Source organism: Marivirga salinae, from assembly GCF_030503855.1.
In the GTDB taxonomy this organism is placed as follows: domain Bacteria; phylum Bacteroidota; class Bacteroidia; order Cytophagales; family Cyclobacteriaceae; genus Marivirga; species Marivirga salinarum.
Genome location: NZ_CP129971.1, coordinates 1,450,721 through 1,464,735, shown reverse-complemented (window position 1 = coordinate 1,464,735; position 14,015 = coordinate 1,450,721). Strand labels below are relative to the sequence as shown.

General features: G+C 35.3%; 11 protein-coding genes. 2 read left to right on the top strand and 9 right to left on the bottom strand.

Translation table 11 applies throughout. The features are described 5' to 3' along the window. Positions 1 to 15 precede the first annotated feature (15 nt). The 9 genes from QYS49_RS06265 to QYS49_RS06225 form a co-directional block, all read right to left on the bottom strand. Positions 16 to 525: an SPOR domain-containing protein gene (locus QYS49_RS06265; RefSeq protein ID WP_308350862.1), complete on the bottom strand. Its 510-nt coding sequence runs from the start codon at positions 523 to 525 to the stop codon at positions 16 to 18. Then, positions 518 to 3,871 (bottom strand): preprotein translocase subunit SecA, encoded by a 3,354-nt coding sequence (secA, locus tag QYS49_RS06260; RefSeq protein WP_308350861.1) that lies wholly within the window; start codon positions 3,869 to 3,871, stop codon positions 518 to 520. The genes QYS49_RS06265 and secA overlap by 8 nt, the downstream gene beginning before the upstream one ends. 67 nt (positions 3,872 to 3,938) lie before the next feature. Next, complete coding sequence (dapF, locus tag QYS49_RS06255; protein WP_308350860.1) at positions 3,939 to 4,718, bottom strand: diaminopimelate epimerase; 780 nt, start codon at positions 4,716 to 4,718, stop codon at positions 3,939 to 3,941. A 60-nt stretch (positions 4,719 to 4,778) separates the two neighbouring features. After that, entirely contained in the window at positions 4,779 to 5,435 is a 657-nt protein-coding gene (locus QYS49_RS06250) for a hypothetical protein (RefSeq protein WP_308350859.1), read from the bottom strand. Further along, positions 5,422 to 5,973, bottom strand: a complete 552-nt coding sequence (locus QYS49_RS06245) for a hypothetical protein (RefSeq protein WP_308350858.1) — start codon at positions 5,971 to 5,973, stop codon at positions 5,422 to 5,424. The genes QYS49_RS06250 and QYS49_RS06245 overlap by 14 nt, the downstream gene beginning before the upstream one ends. Positions 5,974 to 6,053: 80 nt before the next feature. Further along, complete coding sequence (locus QYS49_RS06240) at positions 6,054 to 7,877, bottom strand: TrkH family potassium uptake protein (RefSeq protein WP_308350857.1); 1,824 nt, start codon at positions 7,875 to 7,877, stop codon at positions 6,054 to 6,056. A gap of 39 nt (positions 7,878 to 7,916) precedes the next feature. Next, positions 7,917 to 8,912 carry a bifunctional heptose 7-phosphate kinase/heptose 1-phosphate adenyltransferase gene (locus QYS49_RS06235; RefSeq protein ID WP_308350856.1) on the bottom strand — a complete coding sequence of 332 codons (996 nt, stop codon included), beginning with the start codon at positions 8,910 to 8,912 and terminating at the stop codon, positions 7,917 to 7,919. A 140-nt stretch (positions 8,913 to 9,052) separates the two neighbouring features. Continuing rightward, positions 9,053 to 10,255, bottom strand: coding sequence for a pyridoxal phosphate-dependent aminotransferase (locus QYS49_RS06230; protein ID WP_308350855.1), 1,203 nt, complete (start codon positions 10,253 to 10,255; stop codon positions 9,053 to 9,055). Positions 10,256 to 10,871: 616 nt separating this feature from the next. Continuing rightward, on the bottom strand, positions 10,872 to 11,702 hold the full coding sequence (locus QYS49_RS06225; RefSeq protein WP_308350854.1) for a phosphopeptide-binding protein: 831 nt from the start codon (positions 11,700 to 11,702) through the stop codon (positions 10,872 to 10,874). Between the two features lie 94 nt (positions 11,703 to 11,796). Here QYS49_RS06225 and QYS49_RS06220 point away from each other — a divergent pair, with 94 nt between their 5' ends. Together QYS49_RS06220 and chrA are read left to right on the top strand one after the other, a co-directional pair. Continuing rightward, entirely contained in the window at positions 11,797 to 12,771 is a 975-nt protein-coding gene (locus tag QYS49_RS06220) for an isopenicillin N synthase family dioxygenase (RefSeq protein WP_308350853.1), read from the top strand. 4 nt (positions 12,772 to 12,775) lie between these two features. After that, entirely contained in the window at positions 12,776 to 13,954 is a 1,179-nt protein-coding gene (gene chrA / locus QYS49_RS06215; RefSeq protein WP_308350852.1) for a chromate efflux transporter, read from the top strand. The last annotated feature ends 61 nt before the right edge of the window (positions 13,955 to 14,015 follow it).

The following is a 14,015-nucleotide window of genomic DNA, read 5'->3' as shown; positions in this document are numbered from 1 at the left end:
AATCAATTGCCCAAATTAATTAATATAAATCCTTTGCGGAACAGAAATTGCATCAGGAAACTTAGGCTTCAATTTCAATAATGTCCTTTGAACTTCCAGTCTTTCCGTGAACCTTCCTACCCTAACTTTATAGATGGGCTGTTTATATTCCACATCCGTTCTAATTTCAGGCAAAACAACTCTTGCAGTATCTCTGGCTGCATAAGCCTCAGAGCTACTACTGCCACTAAAAACTTGAATTGAGTAACCATTAACATAGCGAATCTCTTTATTATTCTTTGCTAAAGTATCTAGCTTTTTATTCAATAGCTCTGTCACATCAGCATTGGGATCAAAATCATCACTTGTCCTTCTAAAACTGCTTTTTTCAGCTTCCATTTCAAAAGTAGTATCAACTGTTGGACGATGTTGACTTAAATCTTCACTGTAGGATTTACTAGCAGTAGAAGTTGGCTGTGTACTTACACAACCTATTATAAAAAAGCCAACTAATAAAAACGCTATGCTGGTTCCAAATTTATTCATCTAACAAAACACATTTATTGCTTTTAACATCTTCCTCAACTGTTTTGAACTTTACGTCTTTTTTGACGCTTCCATCTTGATATTGTACAGAAACTCTGTCATTTCTTCCTACAATCTTTTCAGATTTCACTGGCATCTGCTTTTCAACTGGCGGTCTGTTTTTGTTTTGACCTCCGCTTAATACAGAACCAGATTCCTCTTTACTTTCTTTATAATTCTGCTCTTGCTTTCTTTGAGCAGCCGCTTGAACCTGAGAACTATCCTGAACTGGTAAATCAAGCTTCATCATGAATGAGCTAGTATCTTCATTCAATTTACCAATAAATCTTTTGAACAACTCAAATCCTTCGAATTTATAAATCAATAGTGGATCCTTTTGCTCATAAACAGCATTCTGAACCGATTGCTTCAAGTCATCCATTTCTCTCAAATGCTCTTTCCAGTTTTCATCAATAATGGCAAGCGTAGAGATTTTTTCCATAGAAAGGATCAATTCCTGACCTTCAGTATCCAGGTTTTTCTGTAATTCCGTTACCACCCCAATTTGCTTTTTACCATCCGTAAACGGAACCATGACTTCTTTCACAGTTGCTCCCTTGGTTTTGGAAATGTCCTTTAAAATTGGATATGCCTTATCTTTTATTTTCTCATTTTTGGCTTTATATGAAGCATAAACATGATTGTATAATTTCTCAGTAAGTTCATTTGGTTTTAACCCCTCATAGTCTTCTTTGCTAATTTCAAAATCAATTCCAAATGTACCCAAAATGCTTAATCTGAAATCGTCAAAAGCATCCATTGCTTTGGAATTAGTGACGATATCTTCACAAGTATCAAAAAGCATGTTCATAATATCCAATTGCAATCTCTCACCATAGAGTGCATTCTTTCTTCTCTTGTAAATTACTTCACGCTGAGAATTCATCACATCATCATACTCCAATAATCGCTTACGTGTACCGAAGTTATTTTCCTCTACTTTCTTCTGAGCTCTCTCAATTGATTTTGAAATCATAGAATGCTGAATTACTTCTCCTTCTTCCAGTCCCATTCTGTCCATTAGTTTGGCGATTCTATCTGAACCAAACATACGCATCAAATTATCTTCTAGAGAAACAAAGAACTGAGAAGAACCTGTATCACCCTGACGACCAGCACGACCTCTTAACTGTCTATCGACCCTTCTTGATTCGTGTCTTTCCGTACCGATAATAGCTAAACCTCCAGCTTCTTTAGATTCTTTAGCCAATTTAATATCCGTACCACGACCTGCCATGTTGGTAGCAATGGTAACTGTGCCTGGTTTACCCGCTTCGGCTACTACATCCGCTTCTTTCGCGTGTTGTTTTGCATTCAATACTTGGTGCTTAATTTTTCGCATGTTCAACATACGGCTTAAAATCTCAGAAATTTCTACTGAAGTTGTACCCACTAGAACAGGTCTTCCTTCTTTACTCATTTCCTCAATTTCAGCAGCAACAGCATTAAATTTTTCTCTTACCGTTTTATAAACTTTATCTTGACGGTCATCTCTTATAATTGGCTTGTTAGTAGGAATAACTACCACATCCAATTTATAAATATCCCAGAACTCACCAGCTTCTGTTTCGGCAGTACCAGTCATACCCGCTAGTTTGTGGTACATTCTGAAATAATTCTGTAACGTGATAGTTGCATAAGTCTGGGTAGCGTCCTCTACTTTCACATTCTCTTTAGCTTCAATAGCTTGATGGAGACCATCAGAATATCTTCTACCTTCCATCACACGCCCCGTCTGTTCATCCACAATCTTCACTTTTCCGTCTACTAAAATATATTCAGTATCTTTTTCGAAAAGTGTATAAGCTTTTAAAAGCTGATTTACAGAGTGAATTCTTTCTGCTTTTTCTGCATAATCTTTTATCAACTTATCCTTTTGCTCCAACATCTCCTCATCGGATATAGACTCATCTTTTTCCAAATTGGCAATTTCAATTCCGATATCAGGGAGAATAAAGAAATTAGGATCTTCACCATCTTTTGTGATTAAGTCAATCCCTTTTTCGGTAAGGTCAATATTATTATTTTTCTCTTCAATGGTGAAAAGCAATGGCTCATCAGCCTCAGGCATCAATTTAGAATTGTCTGCCAAATAGATATTTTCTGTCTTCTGTAAGATTTGGCGCATACCTTGCTCACTCAAGAACTTAATTAATGGTTTATGTTTTGGTAAACCTCTAAAAGCTCTGAACAATGCTAAACCACCCTCATCTTCTTTTCCTTCTTTAATGAGCTTTTTCGCTTCTAAAAGGAAATCAGAAGTTAATTTTCTTTGTTCTTGTACTAATTTTTCAATTCTTGGCTTTAAGGAATCAAATTCATGAACATCTCCTTTAGGCACAGGGCCAGAAATAATAAGTGGGGTTCTAGCTTCATCAATTAAAACAGAATCCACCTCATCTATCATAGCGAAATGGTGTTTCCCTTGAACCAATTCTTTGGTTTCGCGTGTCATGTTATCACGTAAATAATCAAAGCCAAATTCATTATTGGTTCCGTAAACGATATCCGCTTGATAAGCTTTTCTTCTTTCTTCTGAGTTGGGTCTAAAATTGTCAATACACTCACACGAAATTCCGTGGAACTGGAAAATCGGTGCCATCCATTCAGCATCTCGTTTGGCCAAGTAATCATTTACAGTTACAATATGAACGCCTCTTTTAGCTAATGCATTTAAGAAAGCAGGTAAAGTAGCCACCAAAGTTTTACCTTCACCTGTTGCCATCTCAGCAATTTTCCCTTTGTGAAGCACAATACCACCAATCAACTGCACATCATAGTGCATCATATCCCAAGTCGTATCATTTCCAGCCGCTTTCCAGGTATTATTCCAAACTGCTTTATCACCTTTCAAATTCACATGCTCTGCCTTGCCAGACATTTCTTTATCGAACATAGAAGCGGTTACTTCCAACTGTTCGTTTTCCATAAATCTGCGGGCAGTATCTTTTACAATGGCGAATGTTTCAGGTAGTACCTCCATTAGGACTTCCTCCAACTTTTCATTCCTTTTTTCTTCCAATGCATCAATCTCATTGAAAACATCTTCTTTGGTATGTAAATCCATATCAGGATTATCATCCACTTTTGTATGAAGAGCCGCTATTTCATCATCAATTTCTTTCAAATATTGATTGATTCTGTCTAAAACTTCATTGGTTTTAGCCCTTAATTCATCGTGAGATAAATCCTTTAATTTGGCAAATTCCTTATTTATCTGCTCTACTAATGGAAGTACTTCTTTTATATCTCTATCAGACTTGGTTCCGAATACTTTGGTTAGTCCTTTTGCTAAAAAATCCAACATGCTTTTTTACTATAATTATTTAAAATATGCGCTAATTTACACGCTTTTTTATGATTTATTTAAATTTTTAAAGAGTGATTTCACCTTTAAAAACATTCTTTGCAGGTCCAATTAACCATACGTTTTTTGCTGAACCATCTTCTAGCTCAAATTCAACACTTAATTGCCCTCCTAATGTTTCAATTTCAACAGGAGAAACTCCTCCGTGCAAAACATGAGAAATGGCACATGCCGTAACCCCAGTTCCACATGACAATGTTTCATTTTCCACACCTCGTTCGTAAGTTCTAACTGAAATTTTATTCTTAGATTGCTTTTCAACGAAATTAACATTAATACCTTCAGCCGCAAATTCATCACTATAACGAATATTAGCCCCTTCTTCTTTTACATCTTTATCTTTAATGTTACTGGCAAAAATAACATAATGAGGAGAACCCGTATTAATCGTAAAGTGCTCAGGAAAGCTATTGATTTTGGATTGGGCTACATCCTGCATGCTCAAGCGAACAATATCGTTCTCAATAATAGCCTCATGTACACCATCTGTAGAAAGAAAGGTAGTTTTATCCTTAATTATCCCTAAAAATTGAGCAAATTTCACTGCACAACGGCTTCCGTTCCCACACATACTTTGCGAGCCATCTGGATTAAAAAACACCATCTCAAAATCATATTCATCATGATTTTCGATTAGTATTAAGCCATCAGATCCAACTCCAAATTTTCGATCACAAAGTTTTTGAGCTATAGATTTGTCCGTTCTATCAAGTTTTTGAGAACGATTATCCACCACCACAAAATCATTTCCTGTTCCTTGATATTTATAAAATTCAATACTTGCCATGTGCTCCATTAAGCGAAAATAGCACCAAAGAATTTCTTATGCCAGATTGGCACTTTGAATTTAAAGTCTATAAAATTTCAACCCGCTTTTAAGCTCTATAAAAATAAGTCCTACATCTTTTGAAAAGGCAAATTTTACTACACTTTTTGGTTCTAAAATCCCTACCTGATCCGTTAATTCAAAAATTGCAACCTCCTCTGGATAAGTTTTACCATTAACTTCAAAATTGGTCACAACTTGAAATTCCAAAGGCAGTTCCACATCCTCATATTCTGACCATGAAAAAGATTTGCCATTATTTGGGAACAAGTATAAACGATTTGGTTTATGAGTTACTGCATCAAATTCAAAAGATAAATCAGGCATATTAAAAGATACCCAAGGATTAACATCAGAGAATCCAGCATCAGCATTTATACTAAAATCGCCTAAAATGGTATTCCTGAATTTTTGATAATACATTTCACGCATAGTCTTGCGTGTAGGAATTAATAAAAATGCACTCCCTGACTCACTATAATAATTATCTTCCTCAGTAAGATTCCAGCTACTTTTTATCCCATTTTCATCTGTCATTTGAAAACTATGGTATCTTTCTTCCTGCACAATCCACGCTTCTGTCTCAGCTTGGAGGTGAATTTCTTCGTAAACTATAGCTCCATTACATGAAATTAATAGTAAAAAAGATCCAAGGAGGAATAATTTAGTTAATTTCATAAGTATCTCCGTTTTGCTGAATTATTTTTAGAATTCCAGTAGAATAATTGAAATACAAACTATCAACCTCTCTTTCATATTCCTCACTGTAGCTATTGCTTTTTAATTTAAACACTTCATGAAAGTACTGATCATTTATTTTTACAGAATCTGACATTTGCATATCTTCATCCAATGAAAAATATTCTCTTCCTATAGAAATTCCGTAATTAAATATCCCTTCCTCTCCAGCATTAATATTAAATTGGATATCATAGAATGGATAATCAGAAATAACGAATAATTCTTCGTTTTCATAGGTATAATAATCACAACAATGGTCGCAGCCTCCAGTTTCAACTGTCGAATTTCTAAATACCTCAAATGGAATTTCAGTTCCTGAATTATGGATGAGCGTAAATTTATCTTGATTTTCGTAAGGAATTAATTCCTCCATATTTTCCGGAAAGGCGTAAGCATCGATAAGATTACTCTCATCACATTTAAGAGAACAGAATCCAACGGACGCTATTAGGAAACTAATAATTAAGATTTTCATTGATTAAAAAAATTAAGGTTGATAGTATCAGTTTTATTGACAACTTATTTATGAAATTAGTTGGAAATAAAGTAGGAAATTTAACCCACCATCAAATGTGCCTTAGGGTATTTGTAGCTTTTAGAGGATTTTCGGCTACTTAAGGCCAAAGCAAAGGTTAATGTCCCTACTCTTCCTATAAACATAGAAAGAATTATCACCACACGTCCTGCGAAAGACAGATCAGCAGTAATCCCAGTACTTAATCCTACGGTACCGAAAGCTGAAACTTCCTCGAATATTAATTGCATCAATGTGAAATTGCTATCAGTAATTGTAAGTATAAAAATACCTATCAGATTGAGGGAGGCAGCAAAGAAGAAAATAGATAAGGCTTTAAATAATAATTCCTTAGGAATGAATTTCCTATCAATCTCAATTTTTAGCCTTCCTCTTAATGTTGCAAAAACTGAAACGATTAATAAATAGAAGGTTGAAGTTTTAATACCTCCACCCACAGAGCCTGAAGACGCTCCAATAAACATCAAAAAAGCGATCACGATTAAGGTTGGGGTTCGTAGAGCACCAATATCAACAGTATTAAAACCTGCAGTTCGTGAAGTAGCTGATTGAAAGAAACTGGCTATTAAAGATTCAATGAAATTTTTATCTCCCAGAGTATTGTCTTGTTCCAAAAGATAAAAAACCAAGGTTCCTGAAGCCAATAAAACCATGGAAGTATAAACTGCAATTTTTGTACTCAAAGCCCAATCTTTCCAAGGGTTTTGAAATCTATCTTTTAAATTTTTCCTTGAGAATAAATCCTGAATAGAAGAAAAACCCAAACCACCCAAAATAAGGGTTAAAGCAATAATGATGTGTAATATATATCCATTTGCTACTCCATCTTCAAAGAGTCCATTGGTGAATAAACTAAATCCAGCATTACAAAAAGCACTCACAGAATGAAAAGCTGAAAAGAATATTTTTTGGCCCATAGAGTCGAATACTACATCTTCTCCCCAACTAAAAAATATCATAATGAATGAAATAATTTCTATCACAAGTGTGATAGCTATAATCTTTCTTAGTAATCCTTTTGCCGAAAATAAGGATTCGCTTACTAAAAAATCCTGCAACATTAATTGTTGTTTAATCCCAACTCCACTCTTCAGGAAAGTTGCAAAGAAAGAGGTAAATGAAATAATCCCCAATCCACCTAACTGAAACAATATCATAATGACAAACTGCCCCTTCATGGTGAAATAAGTAGCAGTATCTACTACAATAAGTCCAGTAACACAACTTGCACTCACGGATGTAAATAAAGCATCCATAAAAGGCATTGAACCTTCTTGAATACTCATGGCAGGTAACATCAAAACCCCTGTTCCAAAAGCAATTAAAAGCAAAAAACTATAGATGAAGGTTCTAGCAGGTTTTGTTTTTAATTTGGACAGAACTGTACTTGCCCTAATAAATTCATAAACAATTAATACTAAAAAATAGAAGGTAATGAAGGTTAGATAGGCATCTTGATAATTTTTGAAGCCGAGTGTGTCGGCCAAATACTTAATGATTTGATTATCGAAATAATAATTACTGACTGTATTAATAATAATAATAAAGACCAATACGGCTTCTAGTTTATTGGACTTCAAAAATTCAGTCCTTCGGAATTCATATAGTAGCCGAATTAAAAAGGTGAAAAAATAAATTATCAGGACAACATCAAGTCCCAAAAACACCTGTTCTAGTTCATTAGACTCTGTTTCAAACCCAAAAACGAAGAATAACAATATCGCTGCAGTAAGCCAGATAAATGCTTTTAGGGATACTAATGTATTAAGTACTGCACTTCTACTATTGTAGATGGCATTATTTAACCATTCTGTAACATCATTTTTAAGCTTTGAAAAATTCATTCTAATAGAAATGCTTGGCTTTTAAATTTACTGCCTTATTTATAATTGTAAATTATGCTTTATTGCTTCTACTTCCAACTTTTTAGCATCAATTGGCACAACACCCAATTCCTCACAAACTATTCCACCACCCAAATTTGAGAGTGAAGCCACAAAATCGGGCTTTAAATTTAATGCCATACAAAGTGCTGCAATACTAATTACGGTATCTCCAGCACCTGAAACATCAGAAATACTTCTTTTGTATGCAGGAATTAAAAAATCTTCTTTTTCAGATTGGATATAAACTCCTTTTTCTGATAAAGTGGTCATGACCATTTTGCAAGATAATCTTTCCCTCAGCAGTTGAGTTTGAGTACTTAATGCTTCTTTATTAGTATGGTCAAAATTGACATTCATTCCTTCTTTTAATTCTTTCAAATTTGGTTTGAATAAATCCACTCCACTGTAATCAAAGAAATTATTTTTCTTAGGGTCAACTACAACTGGCTTTCCTAATTCTTGAGCTTTTTTAACCGTATCCTGGATTATCTTGGCGTTGATGGTTCCTTTATCATAGTCTTCAAAAACAATGACATCTACTTCTGAAATCAACTCATAGATTTTAGCCTGTAATAAACTTTCTTCTGATTGATTTAAATATTCAAGACTTTCAGAATCTACTCTTAATAAATGTTGAGAACCTGATAATACTCTTTCTTTAATTGTAGTGATCCGGTCTTTGCTGCGGAGGATACCCTTAGCTGTGATATTTCTCTTTTTCAATAATCCTTCAAAAATATCCGCTTCCTCATCATCCCCTAAAACGGCACATAAAATAGGCTCAGCACCTAATGATTGCAGATTTAGCGCAACATTGGCAGCCCCACCCATTCTTTTTTCACGATTTTTAACATTTACAACGGGCACTGGCGCTTCAGGCGAAATCCTGGAGACAGTCCCCCAGATGTAAGCATCAATCATCACATCACCAATGACTAATACTTTTAGCTCTTGAAATGCTTTAAAAATATCAGGAATACTTTTGATAGACATCTATTTAAATTCTATAAAAAATTATTTCTACTTAATCAATTTTACCAAAATCCGCCTCTATTGACTTCACAAACCTCAATCTAACTGCAAAAGCCTGTGAAGACACAGGCTTAGGCGATTTTCTTTGCTAAGTATGACAATTATTTAAGTTCTGCCAATACTTTTTTCATACGCTTCATAGCTTCTTTCAATTCATCATCAGAAGCGGCATAAGAAATTCTAATGCAATGAGGTGCACCAAAAGCAGAACCAGTTACTACAGAAACATTGGCCTTCTTCAAAATATAGATTGCCAATTCATCTGCATTGGTCACTTTAGTTTCTCCATCCGACTTACCAAAGAAACTGCTGATATCAGGGAAGATATAAAAAGCTCCTTTTGGAACATTGGTTACTACTCCAGGCATTTCTTTCAATAAATCTAAAACCATATCTCTGCGCTTGAGATAAGTTTTGGTCATATCTAAAGTAGGCTGCAAATCTCCAGTTAAAGCTGCTAAAGCTGCTCTTTGTGAAATAGAGGCATTACCAGAAGTGATTTGCCCTTGGATTTTAGTAGCCGCTTTTGCGATCGGAAGAGGAGCAGAAATATAACCTACTCTCCAACCTGTCATAGCAAATCCTTTAGAAAACCCATTGATTGTAATAGTTCTTTCGGCCATTCCAGGTAAAGATGCTATGCTCACATGTCCTTCCGTACCGAAATTGATATGCTCATAAATCTCGTCAGACATCACTACCAGTCTATCATACTGCCTAATGACCATCGCCAGTTTTTCTAATTCTTCTTTAGAAAAAACACTTCCTGTTGGGTTACAAGGGGAAGAGTACAAAACAGCTTTGGTATTATCTGTAATAGCATCTTTCAATTGCTCAGCAGTAGGTTTAAAATCATTTTCAAGAGTTCCAGTAACATAAACAGGAGTTGCTCCTGCCAACTTTACCAATTCCGTATAGCTTACCCAAAACGGAGCGAATACAATAACCTCATCTCCTGGGTTTAACAAAGACAACATTAAATTTGCTATAGATTGCTTAGCTCCGTTTGAAACTACTATTTGCTCCGGAGAACTAGGAATGCCATTTTCCTTCTCCAGCTTATTAGCAATCGCTTCACGCAAATCTTGGTAACCAGAAACAGGCGGATAAGCAAAATACTTTTCACTATCAATCGCTTTTTTAGCTGCTTCTTGAATATGTTTAGGTGTTTTAAAGTCTGGTTCTCCAAGACTTAAACTGATAATGTCAATCCCTTGAGATTTTAATTCTCTAGCCTTAGCTGCCATAGCTAAAGTTGCAGATTCAGACATATTCTTGATGCGATCGCTTACCGGATAGTTCATATTGTTTATGTTATTACTTTGTAGTATGAAATTCCGTTTCAAATCAGAGCAGAACCCTATTTTACCACGTATTTCATTCAGTTTTCAATTCAGCGCTAAAATTAAGTAATTAGCTAATGATGTGCTAATTTTTCAATCTACAAAATATTTTTTCAATTGACAGAAGACAATAAATGTTTACTAGGTACGAACAGGGGAACTCGCCAGCTTGGGATACTATTAAGTTAATAGATTTCCCTTAACTAGATTTTCGCTTTAGCGAAAAATCCTTTTGTTTTCTTTTGTTTCTATTGTGGTTGGAATTTGCTGACATTGGTGCAGATTACCACCATTCTTTATTAACCACAAAAGACACAATAGAACACAAAGGAAAATAACCAAGGTTATTTTTTTGGGATTATAGTGAAGGATAAGACTTCAAAGCTTAACTTGATAATATTAAGCTCGTTCCACTTGAATCCAAACCCCAACCATCCTCCTTGAGGTTTTAGGGCTTTCAATGAATAAGTTTGGGTGAAAACATCTAAACGATGGGTGGTAAAGCTGATAGTTTGTATAAAAAAACCCGCAAGGTTTTAAAAGCCATGCGGGTTTGATTTCTCAATTAAAAAAAGAATCAAGAAGCATCACCTTCTTTTAAAGTAACTGTTCTTTCAACTGGGTTGAACGGACTAGGAATCAACTCGCCATCCGCATCCAATAATTCTAGTTTGATAGACATTTCACCCATTTCTGCACCTTCAATGAAAAATGGCTGCCATTTATCTATCATAAACTCTTCACCATTAATGGTCGCTCTCACTTTATTTCCATCTTCAGAAAGCTCAGTATTTAATAAATAGAAATCTAACAATACTTTTTTAGCATCTTCACCTGTGTAGGTTCCTTTCGGACGGCTATAAAACATATGTGGGTCAGATAAATCAGCAATTTCCTGACCTGTTGGTTCTTTCCCAACAGTAAATTGACGAATATTAGCAGCACCATAGCTCTTTACACTTTCGTGGTAAGAACGAGATAAGAAAGATAAAGCCACATAATGACCTTCTTCTAAATCTTTGGTGAATTCAGCTTCATAATGAGCTGAATATGGCTGGTTATTCAAAATCAAATGAATATGCTGACCTTTAGGTGAATTTGCACAGTTTTTAATATCTGCATCTAAAGTTTGTGTTGCTAATTCATAATTCTTCACATTATATGAGAATTTCACTGCACCTTCCTCTAAGTTTGTTTCATTTTCCATTGGGGTTAACATTTCCAGCATTGAATCCTCAAATTCAGGAGACTCAACTGGTGTTAAACTGATAGAAGAAACATTTTCAGATTTCTCTTCTGTTGTATTTTCATTTTCTGTTTCAGCTTTTTCTTCTTTATTTCCGGTGCTACAAGCAAAAATTGCTGCCATCGCAAATAAAATACTAAATCTTATTGTGGCTTTTTTCATGGTTTTATGTTTTTTGTTTTATTTTACTCTAGTAAAGTGTACTAAGGTAGTGTGAATATGTTACACTATCAACTCAATAAACCTCGATACTGTTATGAGCAAAAGATTATATAATGAAATTCCGTCCTTAAATCTGGAAGATTTTACTAACGGAACAGAAGAAACTAAAGCACAATTTGTAAAAGAATTAGGGGATGCTTACAATAGCATAGGATTTGTAGCCATTAAAGGACATTACCTAAGTGACGATTTAAGCCAAAAACTTTATGCCGCTGTAGAAAAATTCTTCAGTCTAAGCACAGAGCAGAAAAAAGCATATGAAAAAGAAGAGCTAGCTGGCCAAAGAGGTTATACTAGTAAAGGAAAAGAGCAAGCAAAAGGACATAAAGTACCTGATTTGAAAGAGTTCTATCAGGTAGGACAATTTGTACCAGCTGATCATGAATTGAAAAAAGAATATCCAGATAATTTATGGCCTAGTGAAGTTCCTGAATTAGCTGACTTAGCAAAAGATGCTTATCAAAAACTAGAAAAAACAGGTTTTGAGATGCTAAGAGCCATAGCACTTTATTTAGGCTTGGATGAAAATTATTTCGATCCTCAAGTGACTTACGGAAATAGTATTTTGCGCGCTATCCATTATCCGCCAATTGAAAATCCTGAAGATTTACCAGCAGATGCAGTTCGTGCAGCTCAACATGGTGACATCAATTTAATCACCTTACTGATGGGAGCCAGCGCTGATGGATTACAAGTTTTAAGAAGAGATGGTGAATGGATTCCGATTACAGCTTTACCCAATCAGTTGGTGGTGAATGTAGGGGACATGTTAGCCAGATTGACGAATGACAAGTTAAAATCTACTATCCATAGAGTCGTAAATCCGCCTAAAGAACAAATGAAATCTTCTAGATATAGCATTCCATTTTTTATGCATCCAAAATCAAGCATGGATTTAACTTGTCTTGATAGCTGTGTGGACGAAGATCAACCTAAAGAATATAAGGATATGACAGCAGGAGAATTTTTACAGGAAAGATTAGCAGAAATTGGTTTGCTGAAGAAGTAATTTAATGGTTAGGAATATCCGATACCTGATCTATCTGAAGGATATTTTTATCCTATCTCTCACCACTTTTGGGGGTGCTACTGCTCATTTTGCGTTTTTCTTAGACCATTTGGTTCATAAAAGAGGCTACCTAACCGAAAAAGAATTGATAGAAATGAATGCCCTGTGTCAAATGTTGCCAGGGCCTTCTTCTACTCAAATCCTAACCGGATTGGCAGTTAAAATAGGAGGAGCACCTTTTGCCTTTTTGACCTTATTTGTCTGGGCTATTCCAGGGGTTGCTTTAATGACCGGCTTCGGGATATTAATGTCCAACATTGATGAAAAAGAATTGTCGACCCACTTTCTGACCTTTGTGCAGCCCATTGCAGTCGGATTCGTGGCAGCTGCAGCATATCGGATTGTCAAAAAAGTTATTCATACGAAAACCAGTGTAATATTATTAGTTTTATCTGCTGCTATTTCAGTTTGGATTAATTCGCCTTATTTATTTCCAGCATTGATTTTAGCAGGTGGATTTATTACTGCTTTCAAATACAAAGCCCAGCCCATAGAAGAAAAAGAGAAAATCAAGATTAGATGGACGGCCTTGATCATCTGGATCAGTGTTTTGGTTCTAATTGCGGTAATCGGACTTTTTACACAATCTTTACCTATTCGCCTCTTAGAAAATTTTTATAGAAATGGAAGTTTGATATTTGGTGGCGGCCAAGTGCTAGTACCCTTTCTCTATACTGAGTTTGTAGATTTTAAAGACTATCTCTCTTCATCAGAATTTCTAAGCGGTTTTGCCATAGCGCAAGCCATACCTGGCCCAACTTTTTCATTTGCCAGTTATATAGGCGCACTTTCCATGCGAGAATATGGCGTTTGGGGAGAAATTTTAGGCGGATTTTTAGCAGCAGTCGGAATATTCGTTCCCGGCACTTTAATGATGATTTTCCTGATCAGGTTTTGGGATCAATTGAAAAAATTCAGGATTATTAAAGCCTCATTGGAAGGTATTACAGCCGTCAGTTCTGGGATGGTGGTAGCGGCTATTTTCTTACTTTTTGAGCCGGTACAGAATACCATGCTTAATTTTAGTTTGATAATAGGAACTGTAGCCATCTTGCTATTTACCAAAATTCCTGCTCCTTATGTGGTGTTGATTGGGTTGCTTGCTGGGTTTTTATTGGGGTAAGTCAATAAATACATATAAAAAACTCTTGTTTGCATCTTCAGCTTTTATTCTAAAACCCTTC

Excerpts from the sequence above, each read along its gene's own strand:
- QYS49_RS06265 (WP_308350862.1), bottom strand. The coding sequence starts at position 525 with ATGAATAAATTTGGAACCAGCATAGCGTTTTTATTAGTTGGCTTTTTT.
- secA (WP_308350861.1), bottom strand. The coding sequence starts at position 3,871 with ATGTTGGATTTTTTAGCAAAAGGACTAACCAAAGTATTCGGAACCAAG.
- dapF (WP_308350860.1), bottom strand. The coding sequence starts at position 4,718 with ATGGCAAGTATTGAATTTTATAAATATCAAGGAACAGGAAATGATTTT.
- QYS49_RS06250 (WP_308350859.1), bottom strand. The coding sequence starts at position 5,435 with ATGAAATTAACTAAATTATTCCTCCTTGGATCTTTTTTACTATTAATT.
- QYS49_RS06245 (WP_308350858.1), bottom strand. The coding sequence starts at position 5,973 with ATGAAAATCTTAATTATTAGTTTCCTAATAGCGTCCGTTGGATTCTGT.
- QYS49_RS06240 (WP_308350857.1), bottom strand. The coding sequence starts at position 7,877 with ATGAATTTTTCAAAGCTTAAAAATGATGTTACAGAATGGTTAAATAAT.
- QYS49_RS06235 (WP_308350856.1), bottom strand. The coding sequence starts at position 8,912 with ATGTCTATCAAAAGTATTCCTGATATTTTTAAAGCATTTCAAGAGCTA.
- QYS49_RS06230 (WP_308350855.1), bottom strand. The coding sequence starts at position 10,255 with ATGAACTATCCGGTAAGCGATCGCATCAAGAATATGTCTGAATCTGCA.
- QYS49_RS06225 (WP_308350854.1), bottom strand. The coding sequence starts at position 11,702 with ATGAAAAAAGCCACAATAAGATTTAGTATTTTATTTGCGATGGCAGCA.
- QYS49_RS06220 (WP_308350853.1), top strand. The coding sequence starts at position 11,797 with ATGAGCAAAAGATTATATAATGAAATTCCGTCCTTAAATCTGGAAGAT.
- chrA (WP_308350852.1), top strand. The coding sequence starts at position 12,776 with ATGGTTAGGAATATCCGATACCTGATCTATCTGAAGGATATTTTTATC.